Genomic DNA, 22,271 nt, shown 5'->3' with positions numbered 1-22,271 from the left:
GCCTCCGCGTGCCCGTCGCCCGATCCGAGCCCCCAGCTCCCACGCCGACCGCGCTCGGCGACCCCGCGCCCGCTCATCGGCGCTCGCCCCGGGTCCTCGGGTCCAGCGCCACCAGCGCCACGTCGGCCAGCCACCCGACTACCACCACCAGCACCGCCATCAACAGCGTCGCCGTCGCCACCACCATCGCGTCCTGCCGCTCCACCGCCGACATCATCCAGTCGCCGAGCCCGTGCCACCCGAAGATGCGCTCGGTGAACACCCCGCCCGCCATGTGCAGTCCGAAGCTGAACGCCACCAGCGCCGTCATCGGGATCAGCGCCATCCGCAGGCCGTGGCCGCGGATGGCCCGCCCCCAGGTCAGCCCGCGGGAGCGGGCCGCGCGCAGGAACTCGCTGTGCAGGACCTCCAGCATCGCCGCGCGCTGGTAGCGGCTGTAGAACGCGATCTGCGGCAGGGCGATGGCGATCGTCGGCAGCACCAGATGCCGCAGGCGGTCGCCCGCCTCGGCCCAGCCGCTCAGGTCCGCGCCCGGGGTCGTCTCGCCGCTGAAGGGCAGCAGGTCTGTCCCGGCGGCCTGGTTGACCGGCAGCCACAGGATCTTCAGCAGCGTGCCGAGCACGAACACCGGGATCGCCAGCAGCACCAGCGCGGCGGCCATCGACAGGCGGTCCGCCGCGCCGCGGGCGCGCAGCGCGCCCCAGATGCCGAGCGCGATCCCCAGGACCACGGCCAAGACGCTGCCCGGCAGGAACAGCCGCAGGCTGGTGCCCGCGCGCTCCCACACCTGCGCGGCGATCGCGTGCCCGTCGGCGGTCACCCCGAAGTCCCCCGACACCACACCCGACAGCCAGCCGAGGAACCGCAGCGGGATCGGCTGGTCCAGGCCCAGTTCGGCTGCCCGCGCGTCGAGCACTGCCTGGGGTGTGGGCGGTTGGGTGGCGCGCAGGTCGGCGAGCGGGTCGAAGCTCAGCGACGCCAGGGTGTAGGTGAGCAGCACCGCGGCGAGGCAGAGCCCGGACCAGCCCGCCAGCCTGCCGACCAGGCGGAGCCCGGCCGTGGTCACTTCATGAACCCGGCCGCGGCGAAGCCGTACGCGCCCAGGCCGCGCGCGCCGTAGTTGGCCAGAGTGGAGCGCACCGCGTACGCGCCCGACTCGGGGTAGAGCGGCAGGTGGTGGGCGTGCTTCCAGGCCAGCACGTCGATCTCGTCGGCGAGCGCGTCCCGCTTGGCCTGGTCGAACTCGGCGTTCGCCCGCTCGTACAGCTCCTCGATGCCGGGGATGTGCACGCGCCCGAAGTTGTTGCCCGCGCTGTCGCCCACCGGCTTCTGGAACACCGGCTGGTCGTGCGAGATCGGGTAGGGCGACTTGGTCCACTCGAAGGCGATGAGGTCGAAGTTGCCGGGCAGCAGGTAGGTGTCCTGGAACCGCTCGACCGCCACCGACTCGACCTTGGCTTCCACCCCGACGGCCGCCAGCTGCTCGGTGATGACGCCGGCGACCGTGCGCCCGGTCGGCGTGGCCTGCACGACGAACCGCAGGCTCAGCCGCTTGCCGTCCTTGGCCCGGACGTCGCCGTCGAGCGTCCAGCCGAGCGCGTCGAGCGCGGCCCGCGCGGCGGCCGGATCGTGCGGCAGGACACCGGAGTTGTCCTTGTAGCCAGCGTAGTCCGGCGGCACGATGTGGTTGCCAACCGCCTTCGCCCCCGGCGAGATCGGTCCGACGACGACATCGGTCACCGCCTGCGGGTTGACGGCCTGCGCCACCGCGACGCGCAGCTTCTCGTCGGAGAGCAGCGCGCCTTCCCCGCCGTTGAAGGTGAGCTGGCCTGCCCGCCGCTCCGTGGCCCGCCGGATCTCCACGCCGGACATGGACGAGGCCCGGGTGAACAGATCGATGTCGCCGCCGATCGGGTACAGGTCGATGCCGCCGTTGGCCAGCTCGTCGGCGCGCGCCGCCGGGGCGAGCACCCGGAAGATGACCCGGTCGAGCGCGGGCCGCTCGCCCCACCAGGACTCGTTGCGGCGCAGCGTGACCACGCCGCCGGTCGTGTCGACGTCGGCGACCTCGAAGGGGCCGGAGGTCACCTGGGGACCGGTGAGCCACGCCTTGTTGAACGCCTCCGGCGTCGCGGTCACCTCGGCGGGCACCAGCGGGCGGAAGAGGCCCGGCCAGTCGGCGAACGGCGTGCTGAAGGTCAGGACGGCTTCCTTGTCGCTCGCGCCGCGCTCGACCTTCGCCACGTCCTGGTAGCCGACGCTGTTGCTCACCTCGAAGCCCGCGTCCGCGCCGTTGAGCGCCGCCCAGTGGCCGCGCAGATCCGTCCAGTCCAGCGGCCGTCCGTTGCTCCACACCGCGTCGGCGGCGATGGTGTAGCGCACGACCTGCGGGTCCGTCGACACCAGCTGGATGTCGTCGAAGAAGCCCTTGTTCACGGTGGGGACGCCGTCGGCGCCGTCGAGGAAGGCGCTGGGCAGGATCGCGTCGGCCAACTGGTAGCTCACCACGCGGGCGCCGTTGACCTGCTTGGGGTTGAAGTTCGACGGCAGCGCGTCGATGGGCACGCGCAGGTCGCCGCCCTCGCGCAGGTCCGCGCGGTCCCTCGGGTTGATGTCCGGTCCGCTGGTCGCGGCGTCGGGTCCCGGGTCCCTGCCCGCGGGCGCGGACCCGCCGCAGCCGGACAGCATCGCCGTGACAAGCGATAAGCCGACCAGCGCCGATGCTTTGCCCCGCAACCGCATGAGTGCCCCTGTCCGCCCCGGGAGGGGCTGAGTGTGTCCGCTGCGGGCAGACCGTAACGCAAGGGGTAATCATGTTCAATAAGCTGGGCGGCGATGTTCGGCCATTGAGACTATGGTAACCGTTTTCATTTGCATGCTACCCTGCCTCGACCGGAGGAGGGGGCGTCCGAATGGGCGATGGTGCCGTGAAGTCCTTACGTCATAACGGGAACTTCTCGAAGTTCTGGTTCGGCGAGACCGTCTCGCTGTTCGGGGTGCAGGTCACCAACCTCGCCCTCCCGCTGACCGCGGTCCTGGTCCTGCAGGTGACGCCCGAGGAACTCGGCCTCCTGCGCTCGTTCGCCTTTCTGCCCTTCCTGTTCCTGGCACTGCCTTTCGGCGTGCTCGTGGACCGCACGGCCAAGCGGCCGCTCATGATCACCGCCAACCTGCTGCGCGCCGGTCTCGTCGGACTGGTGCCCGTGCTGGCCTTCCTGGACGCGCTGACCATGCCCGCGCTGGCCGTCATCGTGCTCTGCATCGGCGTGTGCACCGTCCTCTTCGAGGTCTGCTGGCTGTCCTACGTGCCGGTGATCGTCAGCCAGGACCACCTCGTCGCGGCGAACGGCCGCGTCAGCGCCAGCTCCTCGGCGGCGGAGTTCGCCGGGCCCGGTGTCGGCGGCGCCCTCGTGCAGGTGCTCACCGCGCCGTTCGCGCTGGTCGTCAACTCGGTGTCCTACCTGGCATCGGTGGTGTCGCTGTGGCTGATCCGGGTGCCGGAAGAGGTCACGCCCTCGCCGAAGCGCCACATCGGCAAGGAGATCGCCGAGGGCGTCGGGTTCATCGTCCGGCAGCCCTACCTCCGGGTGCTCGCCGTGGCGGGCGCGGCGTTCAACTTCTGCTACATGTTCGTGGAAGCGCTGTTCGTCATCTACGCCGTGCGCGAGCTGAAGTTCGGGCCAGGGCTCATCGGGCTGGTGATCGCGCTGAGCGCCGTCGGCGGCGTGCTGGGGGCGGCGTTCGCCGCGAGCCTGGTGCGGCAGTTCCGGTTCGGCCGGGTGTACGCGCTGGCGGTGGTGGTCGGCTACAGCGGGCCGCTGCTGATCCCGCTGCTGAGCGGCCCGGCCGTGCTCGCCGCGATCGGGGTCACCGCGGGCTTCTTCCTGATGCGCGCCGGGCTTGCGGTGTCCAATGTGGCCGGTACTAGCCTGCGGCAGGCGGTGACCCCGCGCGAGCTGATGGGCCGCATGACCGCCGGGATGCGCACGATCATGTGGGGAATCGGCACGACGGGCGCGATCGCGGGCGGCCTCGTCGGCGGCTGGCTCGGCCTGCGCGCGGGGCTGTGGGTCGCCGCGGTCGGCTTCCTCGTCGCCGCCCTGCCGATCCTGCTCTCCGGCATCCCCCGGCTTCAGGAGATGCCCAGCCTGGCCGCGTCAGTGCGCTGAGCTGCCCCAGTAGGACGTGCGCGCGCTCAGCAGCGCCACGTCGTCGCGCAGGCCGAGCCACGACGGGGCGGCGGGGTCGAGCAGGCGCGCCCACGTCGCGGCGTCGTCGGCGGACAGGAACGGGTGTGCCCGGCGGACGCGGGCGGTCAGCTCGGCCAGGACGACGGCGCGCACGTCGGCGGGCAGGGGAGCGGGGGACTCGACCAGTGCGCTGCGGGTCCGCACCCCGACCAGGCCCGCCGCGGTGAGCAGCTCCGCCCAGCCCCGCTGCCGCGTCTGGCGCCTGCCCGCCGCCCAGTCGGCGAACCAGCGCGCGTGCGCCTCGTCCAGGCGGACCTCCAGGCCCATGCCGACGTCGACGGGCAGGCAGCGGGTCGGCAGGCCGCCTTCGACCAGGCACAGCACGCCGCCCGGTCGCAGCAGGCCCGCCAACCCGGCCACCGCGGCGGCCCAGTCGCGGGTGTGGTGCACGCAAGCCGACGACCACACGCCGTCCACGCGCTCGGGCAGCGGCGGTGGACCGTCGTCCAGGTCGTGCTCGACCAGAACCACCCGATCCGCCACCCCCGCGGACTCCGCCGCCGCGGCGACGGTGTCCAGCATCGCCGGGGCGTGGTCGACGGCGTAGACGCGGCCGGTCGGACCGACCGCGGCCGCCAGGGCGAGCGTGGCGGAGCCCGCGCCGGGGCCGATGTCGGCGACGACGCCGCCGGGCCCGGCGGCCAGCGGGTGCAGCAGGCGCAGAGTGGAGTCCAGGAACACGGCCTCGGCGGCGGCCGGGTCGTCGGTCGACGGGCCGGTGCCGTGCTGCGGCGGCGAGCTGAGCATGCCGCAAACGATAGTGACTGTCGTTATCGTTAGCGAGTCGTGGCCGCGCGGACGGCGGGGGAGGGGTAGACGGTCTCGACGCGGCGGCCCGCCCAGGCGGTCAGCCGGGCGGCCTCGTCGTCCAGGGCGCGCCGGGCGGAGCGTGAGACCGCTTCCACGAGCTGGACGGCCACCGTGCCCGACGCGTCCTGCGTCCAGCAGCCCACGGCGCGGCCGTCGACCCACGCCGTGGTGCCCGCGTTGCCGTTGCGGTCGAAGAGCTGGTCGCGGCGCCCGTCGAGGTAGAAGGCGCGGGACTTCCAGCCCATGGTCGTGGGGTCGAGCACCGGCAGCAGGGCGACCCACGGGCCTGGGTCGGGTGCTTCGGCGAGGTCGTCGGGCAGCAGCCAGCCGGTGTCGCCGCCGTCCAGGGACACCGGGACCGCCTCCAGCGCGGCGAGGGCGGCGCGCACGGCGGACTTGGTCGAGCCCAGCCACCAGACGATGTCGTCCTCGGTGCCGGGGCCGAAGGAGCGCAGCCAGCGGCCGACCAGCTCGCGGTAGCCGTCGGCGCTGCTCAGCGGCTCGGGCACGGAGCCCAGCCAGTTCGCCGTGAGGGTCCACCTCGGGCGCGAGCTGACCCAGGTGCCGGTGTTGCTCCCGCGCACGATGTCGGCCCTGGCGCCCAGGAGCGTCAGCACCCGCGACGACGACCAGGCGGCGGTGGCCGACGGGGCGACCTTGACGCCCATCATCGGGATGGCGGTGCGGATCTCGGCGGCGGTGCGGCCATCGGGGTGCTCGGCCAGCAGGGCGAGCACCTCGGCGCAGGCCTTGTCCAGCCAGCCGTGGCCGTCGTCGGTGACGCCCAGCGCGACGAGGTCCTTGGCCATCCTCGCCCGCTCCGTGCCCGCCACCCTGGCCGAGGCGCTCGGCCAGACCGCGGGCAGAAGGTCGCGCGGGAAGGTGAACAGGGTCCGGCGCATCGCCAGCTGCTTGACCAGCGCCTTGTCGGTGTAGAGAGCCCGCTCGACGTCGGCGGGCCGCAGGTCGTCGACCCGGGCCCAGCAGGACAGGAACACCGTCGCGGGCTCGGTCGCGTGCAGCGCCGTCACCGCGCGGGTGGCCGCCTCGGGCCCGTCGACCCGGAAGCCCGGCGCGATCGCGTGCCGGACCGCGAGCCGGGCGCGGCGTTCTTCGTCGGTGACGTGGCGCATGCGTCCATGCTCGCAGCCCATCCGGACAGTTCCTGAGGGAACCTCCGCCAACCCGTCGAATCGGACAAAGGGAAAGTGAGTGTCGGTAACGTCCATCTCCGCCCGGCTGAACAATCGACTTGACTCGCCGTTTCCGATCATGGCGAAACGATTCACTTGTCGATCGGTGATGACGCGCAACGAACCTCTCTTTCCTTGACGGTCAAGAGGCGAAGTCGATCGTTGACCCTTGTCGAGACTGCCTGCTACACAGTGTGAGAGCGCTTACATGGGCCCCGGAGAACTTCCTCCGACCGGGCTCTCCGCGCGCTGTCCCGATCTGCCCTGCTCAAAGGAGAGCCATGCGACACCGCTCCGGAACGCACCCGCCCAGCCGGTTACGCCGCTCGCGCACGATCGCCGCCTTCTCGGCCGCCGCCGTCGTGGGCACGCTCGTGCCCCTGCTCGTGATGGCCGCCCCGGCGGGCGCGGCCAACGTCGGCGCGGGCAGCTACACCGAGACCCTGCCCGCGGGCGCGGCGCTGCCCTCCGCCTGCGGCGACCTGGCGACCAACCCCCGCAGGCACATGACCGCCAACGCCCCCGCCGGGCCGGTGCCGACCAACGACTGGTGGTCCTCGCTGGTCTACAAGCGGCTCGACTGCTCCTTCTCCGACAACCTGATGGCGCACCCCTTCTCCTTCGACACCGTCGCGGGCGGCCTCGGCGTCGACTACTCGACCACCCCCACCATCACCGGCACCCCGACGACCGTCGGCGAGTACCACTTCCAGTACGGCGCCGACTTCACCCTCGGCGTGACCGGCCTCAACGCGGCGACTTCCCAGGTCGACGGCTGGACCGACTGGACCGTCAGCCCCTACTGGAACGACGGGTCGCGCACCCTGCGCACGACCATCGGCCACGGCTCGCCCTTCGTCTACGCGCGGGTGACCGGCGGCGACGCGCGGCTGAGCTTCGGCTCCGCGCCGTCGGTGTGGCTCAACAGCGGCAGCCGGGTCGGCTTCCGCGTCGACGGGCACGACTACGTCGCCTACGCCCCCTCCGGCGCGAGCTGGTCGGTGTCCGGTTCGGCGATCACGTCCACCCTCGCGGGCCGCGGCTACTTCACCGTCGCCGTCCTGCCCGGGACCTCCTCGGACTCCGCGCGCGCCTCGCTCGCCGACTCCTACGGGCAGGTCGCGCACAACCACATCACCGGCACCAAGGTGACCTGGAACTACGACGAGTCCGCCAGCATGGTGCGTTCCACCTACGCCTTCACCACGCAGGCGATGGAGGGCTCCGGCTCGGGCACGGTCGTGGCGCTCTACCCGCACCAGTGGCAGGCCCTCGGCGGCGGCAGCCCCATCGCCCAGACCTACATCTCCCCGCGCGGACCGATGAAGATCCTGGTCGGGACCTCGTCGTTCACCACGAACATGCGCTACAACGGCGTCCTTCCCGAGGTGCCCGCCGTCGGCATCACCGGTGGCGACCTGACCACCCTGAACGGCTTCCTCGACCAGGCCGCCCAGGGCGACCCGCTGGCCGGGTTCAACAACGACACCTACTGGACCGGCAAGGGTCTCGGCCGCGCCGCGCGCATCGCCGAGATCGCCGACCAGATCAACCGCACCGACGTGCGCGACAAGATGCTCGCCGCGATCAAGTCCCGGCTCACCGACTGGTTCACCGCCAGCCAGGGCAAGTCGCAGAAGCTGTTCTACTACGACCGCAACTGGGGCACGCTGATCGGCTACCCCGCCTCCTACGGGTCCGACACCGACCTCAACGACCACCACTTCCACTACGGCTACTACATCGCCGCCGCCGCCACCCTCGCCAAGTTCGACCCCACGTGGGCCAGCAACGCGCAGTACGGCGGCATGGTGGACCTGCTGATCCGCGACGCCAACAACTACGACCGCGGCGACAACCGGTTCCCGTTCCTGCGCGACTTCGACATCTTCGCCGGGCACGACTGGGCCTCCGGCCACGGCGCGTTCTTCGCGGGCAACAACCAGGAGTCCTCCTCGGAGGGCCAGAACTTCGCCAACGCCCTCATCCAGTGGGGCCAGGCGACCGGCAACACCACCATCCGCGACGCGGGCCTGTACCTGTACACCACGCAGGCCAGCGCCATCCAGAACTACTGGTTCGACCCGAACGACCAGGTGTTCCCGGCGGGCTTCGAGCACTCCACGGTCGGCATGGTGTGGGGTGACGGCGGCGCGTACGCCACCTGGTTCACCGCCGACCCGGAGAAGATCCACGGCATCAACATGCTGCCCATCACCGGCGGCTCGCTCTACATGGGCCACAACCCGGCCTACATCGACCGCAACGTGCAGGAGATCCAGCGCAACTCCGGCAGCACGACACCGAGGTCGTGGGCGGACATCATCTGGTCCTTCCAGGCGCTGTCCAACGCTGACGCGGCACTGGCCGCCTTCCGCTCGACCAACTACGTCCCCGAGGAAGGCGAGAGCAAGGCCCACACGTTCCACTGGCTGCGCAACCTCGCCAGCCTCGGCCGGGTCGACACCAGCGTCACGGCCAACACCCCGCTGCACGCGGTCTTCACCAAGAACGGCGCCAAGACCTACGTGGCCACCAACCTCGGCCGCACCGACCTGACCGTCCGCTTCTCCGACGGCCGAACCCTGGTGGTCGCCCCCGGCAAGACGGCGACCACCGGCGCCCACACCTGGTCGGGCGGCAACGCCGTCCCCGGGAACCCGCCCACCACCACGACGACCACCACGACCACGAGGCCCCCGACCACCACGACGACGACCACCCAGCCCCCGGTGACCACGTCGGTGCTGAAGCTGATCAGTCCCGGCACCCTGAGCGCCACCAACGGAACCGGGGCCCGGCAGGACACCATCGCCTCCGCCGGCGGTGTCAACCGCGACGGAACCCCGACCAACGCCCGCGTCTACACCGCCTGCGGCATCACCGGCACCTACGACGCGAGCAAGTCCACCCGGTTCGCGCTGCACGTGGACTCGGGAACCAGCGTCGCCAACGGCGTGCAGGTCAGGGTTTCCTACGACACCACCGGCTCAGGCAGCTACTCCCGGACCGAGACCTACCGGTACTTCGCGACCGACCCGGTGAGCGGGTGGGAGAACTACACGCAGGCAGCGGGTCTGCGCTCGCAGACCGGCGGCTTCGCCAACCTGAACCGCGGATGCGTCAAGGTGGAGGTGTGGAGCGCCATCGGCAACGGCACCACCAACCTCCGCACCAGCGCCACCGCCGCGGAGGGCTCGCAGTCAACGGTGGAGATCCCGTTCACCGTTCGCGGCTGACAGCTCGGCTCGGCTGATCGGGCCGGGATGATGGTCACCCCATCATCCCGGCCCGATTTCCGTTGCCGCGTTGTCGGGTAAACGACGTAGCCGAGCGTCACGATCCAGTGTTCCTGGAACCGCGCCCGAACGATGTCCCCGCCCGTCAGGCAGAACGCGAGGGTTGATCACCAAGACGCTTTGAGCTGCCATCACCCCTGCATGGAGCTGTTAGGTCCTCTAAGGACTGACTGCTGCGCCGATCGGGTGATCGCCGGCGCCCGCTCGACCGTTTCGGGTCCGCCGCCGCTGGAAAGCCGTTAGGCAGGGGGAGGCGTGATCGATTCGCGAGCAGCGGAGGAGATCGGCATGGGCTGGGTTCGTCTGGGGGCGCTCCTGTTCGGGATGGCGCTGGTGGGGTCCTGCGGGGCGGACGCGGCGGCGGGGCCGCGCGAGCGGATCGGGCAGCCGGTGGAGGTGAGCGTGGCGACCAGCCCGGTGCTGGCGACGCTGTGGGTCGAGAGCATCCGGCCGGTGACCTGCACGGAACCGGGAAGCCTGCCGCCGAGTCGCGGGCACTACCTCGCGGTCACGATCGTGCTCAAGGCCAGCCCGCAGTACGAGCCGCACTGGGGCTGGTGGGTCAGCGCGCAGGACTTCAGCACCGTCGACGCCGACGGCGAGGAGACCGGCCGCGGGCTGCAGACCTCATGCCTGCCACCAGCGGACTTCCTGCGCGACGAGGCCTACATGGCCGGGTCGGGCTACCAGGGGATCATCCTCGTGGACACCGCCGACGAGAGCGGAACGCTGTCGTACAGCCCGGACAACCTGCCCGCCCAACGCGAGGGCTGGTTGTGGGACTACTAAACGCCGCGCGCCCATCGCCACTGTTACCACGAGTCCATCCCGCGGGAGCCCGACCCGCCGCCCCCGCTAGGGCGAGGCCACCAATCCGGCATCGGCCCGCACCGGGCCAGCCTGCACCGCTCCGCCCCGCATCGTGAGGTACCGGTTCACCGTCCGCCGCAGCACCTCCGCGTGCGCGTAGATGTCCTCGACGCACTCCAGCGGGACGCGGGTCTCGACCTTCTGCTCATCGAAGACGCCGAGGTACTTCTTGGAGCGGTTGAACCACAGCCGGGCGATGGGCTTGCGGTTGTTGTCGTCCAGCAGGACGCCGAAGTAGGTCTTGGCGTCACGGGCCACCACCCGCGCCGAAGCCACCTCCCCACACACGATCGCCCGGACGATCCGGAACCCCTCCAGCTCCTCCTCGGTGGTCTCCACATCGGACTCCACCACCACGGCCTCCTCGACCGCCCGCTCCACCTCCGGCCGATCGCTGGAGACGCTGACGTACGCGCCGGGCCCGCCGAGCGCGTTCTTGAGCCGGTCGTTGACCTGCTCGTTGAGGAACTGCTGCGTCGCCTTCGCCACCAGCGGGATGAACTGGTCGCGCACCTTCTGGGTGAACGACCCGTCGTAGACGCGGGTGGTGAGGAAGCGGACCCAGTCGTCCTCGGGCTCCTTGAACTGCGCGGCCAGCACGCGCTTGATCTGCCCGATGTACTTCAGCTCTCCCGCCGCGCTGATGACAGAGTCCAGGTCGAAGGACTCCTTGGTCAGCTTGGCGAGCTCGGGCAGGAGGGTGTCGTCGATGTCGGCGAAGTCGAGCACCAGGAACGGCTTGGCGTCCATCCGGTTGGGCGCGTCCAGGTCGGTGTAGAACTGATACACCTCGCCGTTGGTCAGAATCGCGATACGCGCGTTGGTGACGGCGAAGTACCGGAACAGCTGCGAGGCGTGCTCGATCCGCAGCGGGTCGTTGACCTTCTTGGCCTCGACCAGCACCTGCACCTGACCGTTGTGGGCGATCGCGTAGTCGATCTTCTCGCCCTTCTTGGTGCCGACGTCGGCGGTGAACTCGGGAATCACCTCTGCCGGGTTGAAGACGTCGTAGCCCAGGACCATGCTGATGAAGGGCATCACGAAGGCGTTCTTCGTGGCCTCCTCCGTCTCGATGGCCGCCTTGTGCTTGCGGATCTTCAGCGCCAGGGCTTGTGCGCGCTCGGCGATCTCCACGATCGTCCCCTTCTCCTCGAACTGCAGGGTGAGTCGTCGGTGGAGCACGAGCGTTACCGGGCGTGAGTGATCCTCGTCTTCGGCGCGGCCGGCGTCAGTCGGCCGTCTGGGGCTGTTCGGCCTTTCCGAGCTTCGACGGCCACCAGATCCGCCGTCCGATGTCGACCGACAGCGCCGGGACGAGCAGGGAGCGCACGATCAGGGTGTCCAGCAGCACGCCGAACGCCACGATGAAGGCGAGTTGGGCCATGAACAGGATCGGCAGCACCGCCAGGGCGGCGAAGGTCGCCGCCAGCACCACGCCCGCTGAGGTGATCACGCCGCCGGTCAGGGTGAGTCCGCGCAGCGTCCCCTTCCGGGTGCCGATGTCCTTGGCCTCCTCGCGCACCCGGGTCATCAGGAAGATGTTGTAGTCGATGCCGAGGGCGACGAGGAACACGAACCCGAACAGCGGCACCACCGGGTCGGCGCCCGGGAAGTCCAGGATGTGGTTGAACACCAGCGCCGAGACGCCCATCGTCGCGGCGAAGGACAGCACGACGGTGGTGATCAGCAGCAGCGGGGCCAGCAGCGAGCGCAGCAGCAGCGCGAGCACGAGGAAGACCACCAGCAGCACCACGGGGATGATCACCGTGCGGTCGCGTTCGGAGGTGTCCCTGGTGTCCAGCAGCTGCGCGGTCGGCCCGCCGACCTTCGCCTCGGCTCCCGGCACCGCGTGCACGGCCTCGCGCAGGCGCTGGACGGTGTCGAGGGCGGCGGCCGAGCCCGACGGGTCGCTCAGGACGACGTCGACCTTGGCCAGGCCGTCGACCCGGGTGGGGTCTACGCGCACGTCCGCCGTGCCCGGCACGGCCGCGGCGGCGGCCACCTGGTCGACGGTCTCGGCCCTGGCGATGACGACCGACGGAGCCCCGGACCCGGCGTCGAAATGCCGGGAGAGGGCCTCCTGGCCCGCCGCGGAGTCGACCGCGGTGAGGAAGACGTCCTCCTGCGCGGTGCCGGAGGCCTTGAGCTGCGGGAGGAACGCGGCGAAGGCGAGCAGCACGACGGTCGTGGTGATCCAGATGGCGCGCGGCGCACGGGAGACCCAGCCCGCGACCCGGCCCCACAGTCCGGACTCCTCCGGGTGCGGCGAGCCGAACGTCGGCCGGAACGGCCAGAACGCGGCGCGGCCGGTGAGCACGAGCACCGCGGGCAGGAACGTCGTCGCCGACAGCACAGCCGCGGCGATGCCGATCGCGGCGACCGGGCCGAGGCCGCGGTTGGACTCCAGGTCGCTGAGCAGCAGGCACAGCACGCCCAGCACCACCGTGCCCGCGGAGGCGACGATCGGCTCGATGGTGGCCCGCCAGGCCGAGCGCACGGCGCGGTACTTGTCGTCGGTGTCGCGCAGCTCCTCGCGGAAGCGCGACACCAGCAGCAGCGCGTAGTCGGTGGCCGCGCCGAAGACGAGGATGAACAGGATGCCCTGGCTCTGCCCGTTGAGCTTGAGCACGTCGTTGTCGGCCAGCAGGTACACGACCAGGCTCGCCAGGCCGAGCGCGAACACCGCCGAGAGCAGCACGACGAACGGCAGCAGCGGACTGCGGTAGACCACGATCAGGATCAGCGCCACCACCGCGCCCGCCACGAGCAGCAGCAGGCCGTCGATCCCGCCGAACGCCTCGCCGAGGTCGGCCGCCTGCGCGGCCGGGCCGGTGACCAGCACGGTGAGCCCGTCCGGGGTGCCCTGGGCCAGCGCGTCGCGCAGCGCGGTGACTCCCTCGGCCGGGTCGCCGGGCGGCAGGCCCACGACGACCTGTGCGGCGTCGCCGTCCTCGGACGGGATGACCGGGGACGCCTCGCCCAGCCCCCTGGTGCGCTCGGCGAGGTGGCCTCGGTCGGCGTCGGTCAGCCCGCCCGCGCGCTCGGCCACGACGATCGCCGGGATGGTCGCGGTCGGGTCGAACCGCCGCTGCAGCGCGCCCACTTCGGTGGACTCGGCGGTGGCGGGCAGGAACGCGCTGCCGTCGTTCTCGGCGACCTCGGAAAGCTTGCCCGCGAACGGGCCGGAGAACGCGCCCAGCGCGAGCCACGCGACCGCGATCAGCGCCGGGAGCAGCCAGCGCAGCCGCTGGGTGGGGGCCATCGGTGTTCACCCTCAGTCATTCGTCGGCAGGATATTTCGGCGACCGAAGGATATGCTGGCGCTAAAGTGGCGGCAACACGGGGGAGGATTCGGGTGCGCGAGCCGGGTGGCGACGACGAGCTGATCACGTTGCTGCGCGCGCTGACCGTCGAGTCCGACCGCTTCGCGGAGATGTTCGGCGAGGTGCACGGCCTGCACCGCACGGACCTGAACGCGCTCGCGGTGATCATGGACGCGGCGCGGGCAGGCCGCCCGATGACCCCCACCGCCCTCGCCGACGCCCTGCACCTGAGCTACTCGGCCACCACCTCCGTCGTGGACAGGCTGGAGCGCGCGGGCCACGTCGAGCGCGGGCGCAGCGCCGTGGACCGCCGCAAGGTCGAGCTGGGCATGCGCGAGCGGGCCAGGGAGGTCGGTGGCGCGTTCTTCGCCCCGCTGCGCGCCCGCTACGTCGACGCCTGGCGGGACATGTCCGAAGAGGACCGTGCCGTCGTCGCCCGCTTCCTGCGGGTCAGCATCGACGCGACAGTCGCCGTGCGGGCCGGTCTGGTCCAGGGCGGAGGTGCGGGCCGACAAGCTGACTGATCATCAGCAAGTGACCCGCATCTCGGCGTTACTCCATTTGGACCTTCACTTTTGTCTAGACCGGGCATAAGTTCGGTGTGTGAATCTCTAAACGACCGCACTTTCCTGCGAAAGTTCCAACCCTGCCGGTCGTCATGATCGGCTCCAAGTGGATATCGCGACGAAAGATGCCGGGGCGGCCGGCAGAACCGTCGCGCGCCATCAGCCCGACGGTGGGCGCTCCTGCGCAGGCGCCCGTCCGCGGGCCACCTCCCCCTGCGTCCCTGGCCCGACCGGCCAGGCGAAACGGAGTGCCCTCGATGGTCGACCAGCGCTTCCCGCGACCCCTATCCCGGCGCAAGCTCATCGCGGGCGCCACCGCGGGCGTCGTGGTGCCCGCTGCCCTCGCCCCGCCCATCCTCGCCACCGCCGCGCTCGCCCAGCCGAGCCCCGCGGCGGCGGTGACCAGGCGGGTCACCGTCTACGCCGAGGCCGTGGAAGGCGGCCTGTTCGGCTACGGACTCGCCCCTGGCGAGGCCACGATCCCCGGCCCCACCCTGGAGATGTGGGAAGGGGACACCCTGGAGATCGAGCTGGTCAACAGCACCGACCAGCGGCTGTCCATCCACCCGCACGGCGTGGACTACAGCACCGACTCCGACGGCAGCCCGATGAACGACTCGGCCTGCGCCCCCGGCGAGACCCGCACCTACACGTGGCGATCCCGGACCGCGTCGAAGCTCAACGACAGCAACTGGATACCCGGCAGCGCGGGCTACTGGCACTACCACGACCACGCGCTCGGGACCGACCACGGCACCACCGGCGTCGCCAAGGGCCTCTACGGCGCGCTGGTCGTGCGCAAGCGCGGCGACCTGCTGCCGGACCGGCAGTTCGTCTGCGTGTTCAACGAGATGACCATCAACAACCAGATGGCGCCGAACACCCCGATGTACGAGGCCCGCCTCGGCGAGCGCGTCGAGTGGATCGCCATCGGGCACGGCAACCAGCCGCACACCTTCCACGTGCACGCGCACCGCTGGGCCGACAACCGCACCGGCATGCTCTCCGGCGCAGGCGACCGCACCGCGGTCATCGACAACAAGGACCTCAACCCGGGCTGCTCCTTCGGCTTCCAGGTGATCGCCGGGCAGGGCGTCGGGGCGGGCGCGTGGATGTACCACTGCCACGTCCAGTTCCACTCCGACGGCGGCATGGTCGGCGTCTTCCTCGTGCGCAACGCCGACGGCACCATGCCGCCCGGCGCGCAGGAGGCCATCGACCGCTTCCACGGCCACGAGCCGCACGCCCACTCCTCGACACCGCCGCAGACCTCGGTGCCGACGCAGGTCCCGCCGCTGGCCAAGCCAGTGCAGAAGCTCCCGCCCGCCGAGCCCCACGCGGTCGGCCCGCGCGCGGGCAAGCGCATCGACCACCAGCCCACCGGCCAGGGCACGCCCGGCCACGGCGGGCACTGAGGGGAAGCGGACATGACCCGACGCGCGTTCGCGATGTCGGCCGGGGTTCTCCTGGCCGCCTCGCTCATCACCACCCCCGCCACCACGGCGGCGGCCCAGCCCACCACGAAGGCCGACGACCGGCCCAGAGTGCTGGTCTTCCACGGCCCCGCCGCCGATCAGCGCGACCCCGTGCAGCGCGCCACCGACGCCCTGGTGCGCATCGGCGGCGACAACGGCCTCGCCGTCGACTCCTCCTCGGACCCGGCGGTCTTCTCCAAGGACAACCTCGACCGCTTCCGCAGCGTCGTCTTCCTCTCGGCGAACGGCGTCACGCTCACCGCCGAGCAGGAAGCCGCGCTCAAGGGCTACGTCACCGGCGGCGGCGGCTTCCTCGGCATCGCCGACGCGGCCAAGGCCCAGCCCGACTCGTCCTGGTTCACCGGGCTGATCGGCACCCGCCCGGTGGGCGCGCGGCCGACCCCCGAGCCGGTCTCCAAGGTGACCGCCAACGCGGACAACCCGCCGCGGGAGACCAAGGAGAACCTGACCGACGGCGACCAGAACACCAAGTGGCTCGCCTTCGCCACCACCGGCTGGGTGTCGATGGAGCTGGCCCAGCCCGCCGCGCTGTCGCGCTACTCGCTCACCTCGGCCAACGACTTCCCGACCCGCGACCTGAAGGACTGGACCCTCAAGGGCTCCACCGACGGCACGACCTGGGTCGAGCTGGACAAGCGGACGAACGAGAGCTTCCCCGAGCGCTTCCAGCGCAAGGAGTTCGAGTTCGCCAACACCACCGCGTACAAGCACTACCGGCTCGACATCACCAAGAACGCGGGCGCGACGAGCATCCAGCTCGCCGACTTCCTGCTCTACCGCGCCGACTCCGAGCCGGTGCCCGACCCCGAGCCGCAGGAGTCCGTCGTCCACATGGTCGACCGCTCCCACCCGGCGACCGAGGGCATCCCGGCCACCCTGACCAGGACCGACCGCTGGCTCAACTGGTCGCCGAACCCCATCGGCACCGTGCACACCGTGGCCCAGGTCGATGAGAGCAAGTACAACGCGGGCACGGCGGGCAACGGACCGTTCCACCCGATCTCCTGGTGCCGCGACTACGAGGGCGGCCGCTCCTTCTACACCGGCATGGGCGCCACCGACGCCAGCTACGGCGACGCCAACTTCCGCAAGCACCTGACCGGGGCCCTCAAGTGGACCACCGGGCAGCAGCGCGCGGACTGCCAGGCCACCATCGCGGCCAACTACCAGGTCGAGAAGCTCACCGCGGCCAACAAGCAGGGTGAGCTGGACCAGATCGGCGAGCCGCACGGGCTGGAGATCGCGCCCGACGGCACGGTGTTCTACGTCGGCAAGGCGGCCTGCCCCAGCGGCCCGGTCGTGGAGTGGGAGAACCCGAAGGTCGGCCTCGGCTGCGGCACCATCCACCAGTGGAAGCCCGGCGACAAGAAGGTCAAGCTGCTGACCACGCTGCCGGTCATGGGCAACCGCGGCAGCGGCACCGAACTGGTCAAGAACGAGGAGGGCCTGCTCGGCCTGGTGGTGGACCCGGACTTCGCCGACAACGGCTGGATCTACGTCTACTGGATGCCGCACGCCTCCATCGACCGCACCAACCGCATCGGCGAGCGCACGGTCTCGCGCTTCACCTACGACCACGAGACCCAGACCCTGGACCAGGCCACCCGCATCGACATGCTCAAGTGGCACGTGCAGATCCACAGCTGCTGCCACGCGGGCGGCGGCATGGCCTTCGACTCCGACGGCAACCTCTACATCGGCTCCGGCGACAGCAACTCCTCGCAGGGCTCGGAGGGCTACTCCGGCAACAACTGGAAGGAGCACTTCAAGGGTCTGTCCTTCCAGGACGCGCGGCGCACCTCGGGCAACACCAACGACCTCAACGGCAAGATCCTGCGCATCCACCCCGAGGCGGACGGCCGCTACACCATCCCCGAAGGCAACCTCTTCGACGAGGAGGCCGACGACAGGGGCAAGACCCGCCCGGAGATCTACGTGATGGGCGTGCGCAACATCTCGCGCCTGGCCGTGGACCCCAAGCACGACTGGGTCACCGCGGGCTGGGTCGGCCCGGACGCGTCCTCGCCGAGCCCGGAGCTGGGCCCGGCCAAGTACGAGACCGCCACGATCATCACCGAGGCGGGCAACCACGGCTGGCCCTACTGCATGGGCAACCGCCAGCCCTACCGCGACCGCAGCAACGTCGACTCCGCGGTGCTGACCGGCTGGTATGACTGCGACGCCCCGAAGAACGAGTCGCCGCGCAACACCGGGCTGGTCGACCTGCCGCCGGTCAAGGACAACATGATCTGGTACGCCCCCGACGGCGGCGGCCCGGTCTTCCCCGACCGCGGCAACGGCATCCCCAGCTACAAGGCGGCCGAGGCCACCTACACCCAGCCCTATCTGCGCGGCGGCGGCCAGGCCGTCATGTCCGGCCCGACCTACCACCGCGACCTGGTGAACACCGCCAGCGGCGTGGCCTGGCCGGAGCACTGGGACGGCAAGTGGTTCATCGGCGACCAGTCCAACTCCCAGAACCGGATCGCGGTCACCGTGGACCCGGCGGGCGTGCCGAGCGCCCAGCCGCCGCTGTTCGCCGAGACCCTGCGCCACATCGTGCCCGCGGGCAGCGCCGCCAACCAGCTGCAGAGCTGGATGGACGCCAAGTTCGGCCCGGACGGCGCGCTGTACCTGCTGGACTACGCGGGCGGCTTCTTCAGCCTGCACGCCAACCAGAAGCTGATCAGGGTCGTCTACAAGGGCGGCCCGCCCACCCCGGCGGTCACCGCGTCATCGGTGGCCGTGCAGAGCAAGCCGCTGACGGTGGCGTTCACCGGCGAGAAGTCCGGCGGCGTGTCCTACCTGTGGGACTTCGGCGACGGCACCACCTCCACCGAGGCCAACCCGCGCCACACCTTCCCGTGGGTGGGTCCGTACACCGCGCGGCTGACCGTCACCTACGCCGACGGCGAGAAGCTGACGACCCGCGTCACGGCGAACGTCGGCTGCCTCACCCCGGACACCGGGGCGACGGTCACCTTCGACACCCGCGACACCAAGGTGCCCAACGGCCAGGTCGGCGGCGGCTGCCGCATCGACGACCTGTTCGACGACGAGAGCACCTGGCCGAGCAACGCCGCGTTCGTGGACCACGTCCGCGAGGCGGTGAAGCCGCTGCGCCAGCGCGGCATCATCACCGTCGCCCAGCGCGACGCCCTGGTCCAGCACGCCCGGCAGTCGCCGATCGGCAAGGCCGGGCACACCGGCTACGAGCCGATCTTCGACGGCACGACCACACGCGGCTGGACCCAGGCGCCGGGCGGTTCGTTCGCGATCCAGCCGGACGGCTCGCTGCGCTCCGCGGGCGGCCTGGGCATGCTCTGGTACGCCCAGCAGGCCTACGGCGACTTCTCGATGACGATGCGCTTCCGGGACATCGCCCCGGAGAACACCCGCGCCAACAGCGGCGTGTTCGTGCGCTTCCCCGACCCGAGGACGCCGCTGGCCGAGCGCCCGCCGGGCAGCTGCGGCACGCAGGGATCGGCGCGCACGTCGCAGGCCTGGGTGGCGATCTTCTGCGGCCAGGAGATCCAGATCTACGACGGCACCACCGGCGAGACGCAGAAGACCGGGTCGGTCTACAACTTCGACCCGGTTCCCATCGAGCAGGCCGGAACCACCCCGAAGGGCGACTGGAACCTCTACGAGGTCAGGGTCGTCGGGCAGCGGTACACGATCATCCGCAACGGCACGGTGATCAACGAGTTCGACAACTCGCCCGGCGGGCAGTCATCGCGCCCAGGTGACCCGCCGACCGACCTGCGGCAGTTCACCAGCGGCTACGTCGGCCTGCAGAACCACGGCGACGCCGACGTGATCGAGTTCCGCGACATCCGCGTGCGGCAGCTGTAGCCCCTCTCGGCCGGGGCGGGCGCGCGAGCGCCCGCCCCGCCCCCCTCGAAAGGCTCGCCATGATCCGATCCCTGCTCGCCACCACGGCGGTGGTGCTGGGCCTGGTCGCGGTCCCCGCCTCGGCCACCCCCGCCGCGCCCGGCGCGGCCGCGGCCCAGACGCTGACCTGGACGGCCGACAACGACATCAACCGCTACAAAACCGCCCCCTCCACCGCGGCGCCGGGGGAGACCACCATCGTCTTCGAGAACAGCGAGGCGACGGGCAACACCACCGGCATGTCCCACACCCTGACCTTCGACACCTCCACCGCCGGGTACAACCACGACGTCAACCTCAACATCGTCGCCAGCCCCCTGGACTCCAACGGCGGCAGGCACGAGGCCACGGTCACCCTGACCCCCGGCAAGTACCGCTACTTCTGCGCGATCCCCGGCCACGGCCAGATGTTCGGCGAGTTCACCGTCACCGAGGGCGGGGGCGGCGACGACACGACCCCGCCGACGGTGACGGTGGAGATCACCGGCAGCCAGAACGGCGACGGCGACTACGTCGGGGCGGCGACGGTGGCGGTGGCGGCCGAGGACACCCAATCCGACATCGAGTCGGTCGAGTACCAGATCGACGACACCGGCTTCCAGGAGTACACGGCCCCGGTGCAGGTCACCGCGGTCGGCGACCACACCGTGCAGTACCGCGCCACCGACACCGCGGGCAACACCTCCGAGGTCGGCTCCGAGGCGTTCACCGTGGTCGAGGGCGAGCCCGACGACACCACGCCGCCGACGGTCACCGCCGATGTCGCGGGGGAGCAGAACGAGGACGGCGCCTACGTCGGCCGGGCCGAGGTGACCCTGACGGCCACCGACGACGCCTCCGGCGTCGAGTCCGTCGAGTACCAGCTGCACGACGGCGAGTGGACCGAGTACACCGCGCCGGTGGCGTTCACGACGCCCGGCGAGCACATGCTGCACCACCGGGCCACCGATGGGGCGGGCAACACCTCGGACATGGGCATGGTGTCGCTGACCGTCGTCGCCGCTCCGCCGGACACCACGCCGCCGACGGTCACCGCCGAGGTGACCGGACAGCGCGATGAGGACGGCGCTTATGAGGGAACCGCGACGGTGACCGTGACCGCCGAGGACGCGGGGTCCGGTGTGGACACCGTCGAGACCGCGGTGGACGGCGGGGAGTGGTCCGCCTACGACGAGCCCGTCGTGGTGTCCGCGCCCGGGGAGCACACCGTCCGCTTCCGCGCGACCGACGAGGCGGGCAATGTCTCGGAGGAGGGATCGGTGGCGTTCACGGTCGTGGAGGCGGCGGACCGCACGCCGCCGACGGTGGCGGCGCTGGTGACCGGTGACCAGAACGCGCGCTGGGAGTTCGTCGGCGGCGCCAAGGTCACGCTGACGGCGGAGGACGAGGAGTCCGAGGTCGAGTCGGTCGAGTACGCCCTCGGCGCGGAGTGGCTCGCCTACGGCGAGCCGGTCATGGTGACCGAGCCGGGGCGCTACACCCTGCGCTGGCGGGCCACCGACGCGGCGGGCAACACCTCGGAGGAGGCGTCGGGCGTGTTCACCGTCGTGGCGCGCACGGCCAAGAGCACCGGCGACATCTGGTCGCCGCGCTGGGCCTCCGCGGCAGGCTGACCCGGTGCACCTCGGCGGGCCGCTCCGGCCCGCCGAGGTGCGCTGGTGCCTCGCTAGTGCCTCGACACCCGCGCCAGCAGCTCGCCCAGCGCCCGCCCGAGCGGCAGGTCGACGCGGACGGCGGCGTACTCGTCGCCGCGGGTGCGGCCCCTGTTGACGATGGCCACCGGGACGCCCGCCGCTGCGGCCCTGCGCACGAAGCGCAGCCCGGACATCACCGTCAGGGACGACCCCAGGACCAGCAGCGCGCGGGCGCCGTCGACCAGCTCGGCGCAGCGCTCGACCCGCTCGCGCGGCACGTTCTCGCCGAAGAACACCACGTCGGGCTTCAGCACGCCGCCGCACACCGCGCACCCGAGGACCCGGAACCCCGCCACCGCCGATTCCGGGATGGCCACGTCACCATCGGGGTTGACCCCATCGGCGCGGACGGCGAAACCCGGGTTGGCCTCTCTCAGCCGCGCGTCGAGCGCCAGTCGGTCGGAGATGTCCCCGCAGTCCAGGCACACGACCCGGTCGAGACACCCGTGCAGGTCGACGGTGTCGGTCACCCCCGCCGCCTGGTGCAGCCCGTCCACGTTCTGCGTGATGACCGCGTCCACCCTGCCGAGCGCCCGCAGCGCGGCCACCGCCCGGTGCCCCGCGTTCGGCTCCGCCCGGGCCATCAGCCGCCATCCGACGTGGCTGCGCGCCCAGTACCGCCGCCGCGACTCCGCCGCCCCGGTGAACTCCTGGTAGGTCATCGGCGTGTGCTTGCGCAGACTGCCCGACGCACCGCGGTAGTCCGGGATGCCCGACTCCGTGGACAGCCCCGCCCCGCTGAGCACGACGACACCCCCACCGGCCACCAGCTCGACCACCTCGTCAACCCGCGCGGTGGTCGGCAGCGGCGGCCCGGTCGGCGTCCAGGTCAGAGTGGGTCGCGTCCGCACCCGACCGAGCTTACGCACCGAGGAC

The 22,271-nt window shown here is 71.3% G+C and carries 14 protein-coding genes; 7 read left to right on the top strand and 7 right to left on the bottom strand.

Annotated elements, in window-relative coordinates:
- Positions 1-73: 73 nt before the first annotated feature.
- On the bottom strand, positions 74-1,066 hold the full coding sequence (locus ACFPM7_RS20885; protein ID WP_378249359.1) for an ABC transporter permease: 993 nt from the start codon (positions 1,064-1,066) through the stop codon (positions 74-76).
- Entirely contained in the window at positions 1,063-2,742 is a 1,680-nt protein-coding gene (locus tag ACFPM7_RS20880) for an ABC transporter family substrate-binding protein (RefSeq protein ID WP_378249358.1), read from the bottom strand. The genes ACFPM7_RS20885 and ACFPM7_RS20880 overlap by 4 nt, the downstream gene beginning before the upstream one ends.
- A 170-nt stretch (positions 2,743-2,912) precedes the next feature.
- Here ACFPM7_RS20880 and ACFPM7_RS20875 point away from each other — a divergent pair, with 170 nt between their 5' ends.
- Positions 2,913-4,169: an MFS transporter gene (locus ACFPM7_RS20875; RefSeq protein ID WP_378249357.1), complete on the top strand. Its 1,257-nt coding sequence runs from the start codon at positions 2,913-2,915 to the stop codon at positions 4,167-4,169.
- On the opposite strand, the gene ACFPM7_RS20870 is transcribed toward ACFPM7_RS20875, so the two are convergent.
- Both ACFPM7_RS20870 and ACFPM7_RS20865 read right to left on the bottom strand, forming a co-directional pair.
- Positions 4,158-4,997, bottom strand: coding sequence for a class I SAM-dependent methyltransferase (locus ACFPM7_RS20870; protein WP_378249356.1), 840 nt, complete (start codon positions 4,995-4,997; stop codon positions 4,158-4,160). The genes ACFPM7_RS20875 and ACFPM7_RS20870 overlap by 12 nt on opposite strands.
- Positions 4,998-5,026: 29 nt before the next feature.
- Positions 5,027-6,193 (bottom strand): winged helix DNA-binding domain-containing protein, encoded by a 1,167-nt coding sequence (locus ACFPM7_RS20865; RefSeq protein ID WP_378249355.1) that lies wholly within the window; start codon positions 6,191-6,193, stop codon positions 5,027-5,029.
- A 341-nt stretch (positions 6,194-6,534) separates the two neighbouring features.
- Here ACFPM7_RS20865 and ACFPM7_RS20860 point away from each other — a divergent pair, with 341 nt between their 5' ends.
- The gene (locus ACFPM7_RS20860) at positions 6,535-9,492 is read left to right on the top strand and encodes a glycosyl hydrolase (RefSeq protein ID WP_378249354.1); all 2,958 of its coding nucleotides are present in this window, start codon (positions 6,535-6,537) and stop codon (positions 9,490-9,492) included.
- A gap of 348 nt (positions 9,493-9,840) precedes the next feature.
- Entirely contained in the window at positions 9,841-10,341 is a 501-nt protein-coding gene (locus tag ACFPM7_RS20855) for a hypothetical protein (protein WP_378249353.1), read from the top strand.
- 66 nt (positions 10,342-10,407) lie between these two features.
- On the opposite strand, the gene ACFPM7_RS20850 is transcribed toward ACFPM7_RS20855, so the two are convergent.
- Positions 10,408-11,556 (bottom strand): type I restriction endonuclease, encoded by a 1,149-nt coding sequence (locus tag ACFPM7_RS20850; RefSeq protein ID WP_378249448.1) that lies wholly within the window; start codon positions 11,554-11,556, stop codon positions 10,408-10,410.
- 94 nt (positions 11,557-11,650) lie between these two features.
- Complete coding sequence (locus ACFPM7_RS20845; protein WP_378249352.1) at positions 11,651-13,684, bottom strand: MMPL family transporter; 2,034 nt, start codon at positions 13,682-13,684, stop codon at positions 11,651-11,653.
- 93 nt (positions 13,685-13,777) lie between these two features.
- Between ACFPM7_RS20845 and ACFPM7_RS20840 the strand changes: the two genes are divergently transcribed.
- The 4 genes from ACFPM7_RS20840 (at position 13,778) to ACFPM7_RS20825 (ending at position 21,314) form a co-directional block, all read left to right on the top strand.
- Positions 13,778-14,269, top strand: a complete 492-nt coding sequence (locus ACFPM7_RS20840; protein ID WP_378249351.1) for a MarR family winged helix-turn-helix transcriptional regulator — start codon at positions 13,778-13,780, stop codon at positions 14,267-14,269.
- A 299-nt stretch (positions 14,270-14,568) separates the two neighbouring features.
- The gene (locus ACFPM7_RS20835) at positions 14,569-15,726 is read left to right on the top strand and encodes a multicopper oxidase domain-containing protein (RefSeq protein WP_378249350.1); all 1,158 of its coding nucleotides are present in this window, start codon (positions 14,569-14,571) and stop codon (positions 15,724-15,726) included.
- A 12-nt stretch (positions 15,727-15,738) separates the two neighbouring features.
- Positions 15,739-19,662: a ThuA domain-containing protein gene (locus ACFPM7_RS20830; protein ID WP_378249349.1), complete on the top strand. Its 3,924-nt coding sequence runs from the start codon at positions 15,739-15,741 to the stop codon at positions 19,660-19,662.
- A gap of 59 nt (positions 19,663-19,721) precedes the next feature.
- Entirely contained in the window at positions 19,722-21,314 is a 1,593-nt protein-coding gene (locus ACFPM7_RS20825) for an OmpL47-type beta-barrel domain-containing protein (RefSeq protein ID WP_378249348.1), read from the top strand.
- 53 nt (positions 21,315-21,367) lie between these two features.
- On the opposite strand, the gene ACFPM7_RS20820 is transcribed toward ACFPM7_RS20825, so the two are convergent.
- Positions 21,368-22,246 carry an NAD-dependent protein deacetylase gene (locus ACFPM7_RS20820; RefSeq protein ID WP_378249347.1) on the bottom strand — a complete coding sequence of 293 codons (879 nt, stop codon included), beginning with the start codon at positions 22,244-22,246 and terminating at the stop codon, positions 21,368-21,370.
- Positions 22,247-22,271: the final 25 nt, after the last annotated feature.

This window comes from Actinokineospora guangxiensis (genome assembly GCF_042657845.1).
Lineage (GTDB): Bacteria > Actinomycetota > Actinomycetes > Mycobacteriales > Pseudonocardiaceae > Actinokineospora > Actinokineospora guangxiensis.
The sequence above is the reverse complement of the archived record's forward strand: the minus strand, read 5'-3'. Positions and strand labels throughout refer to the sequence as shown.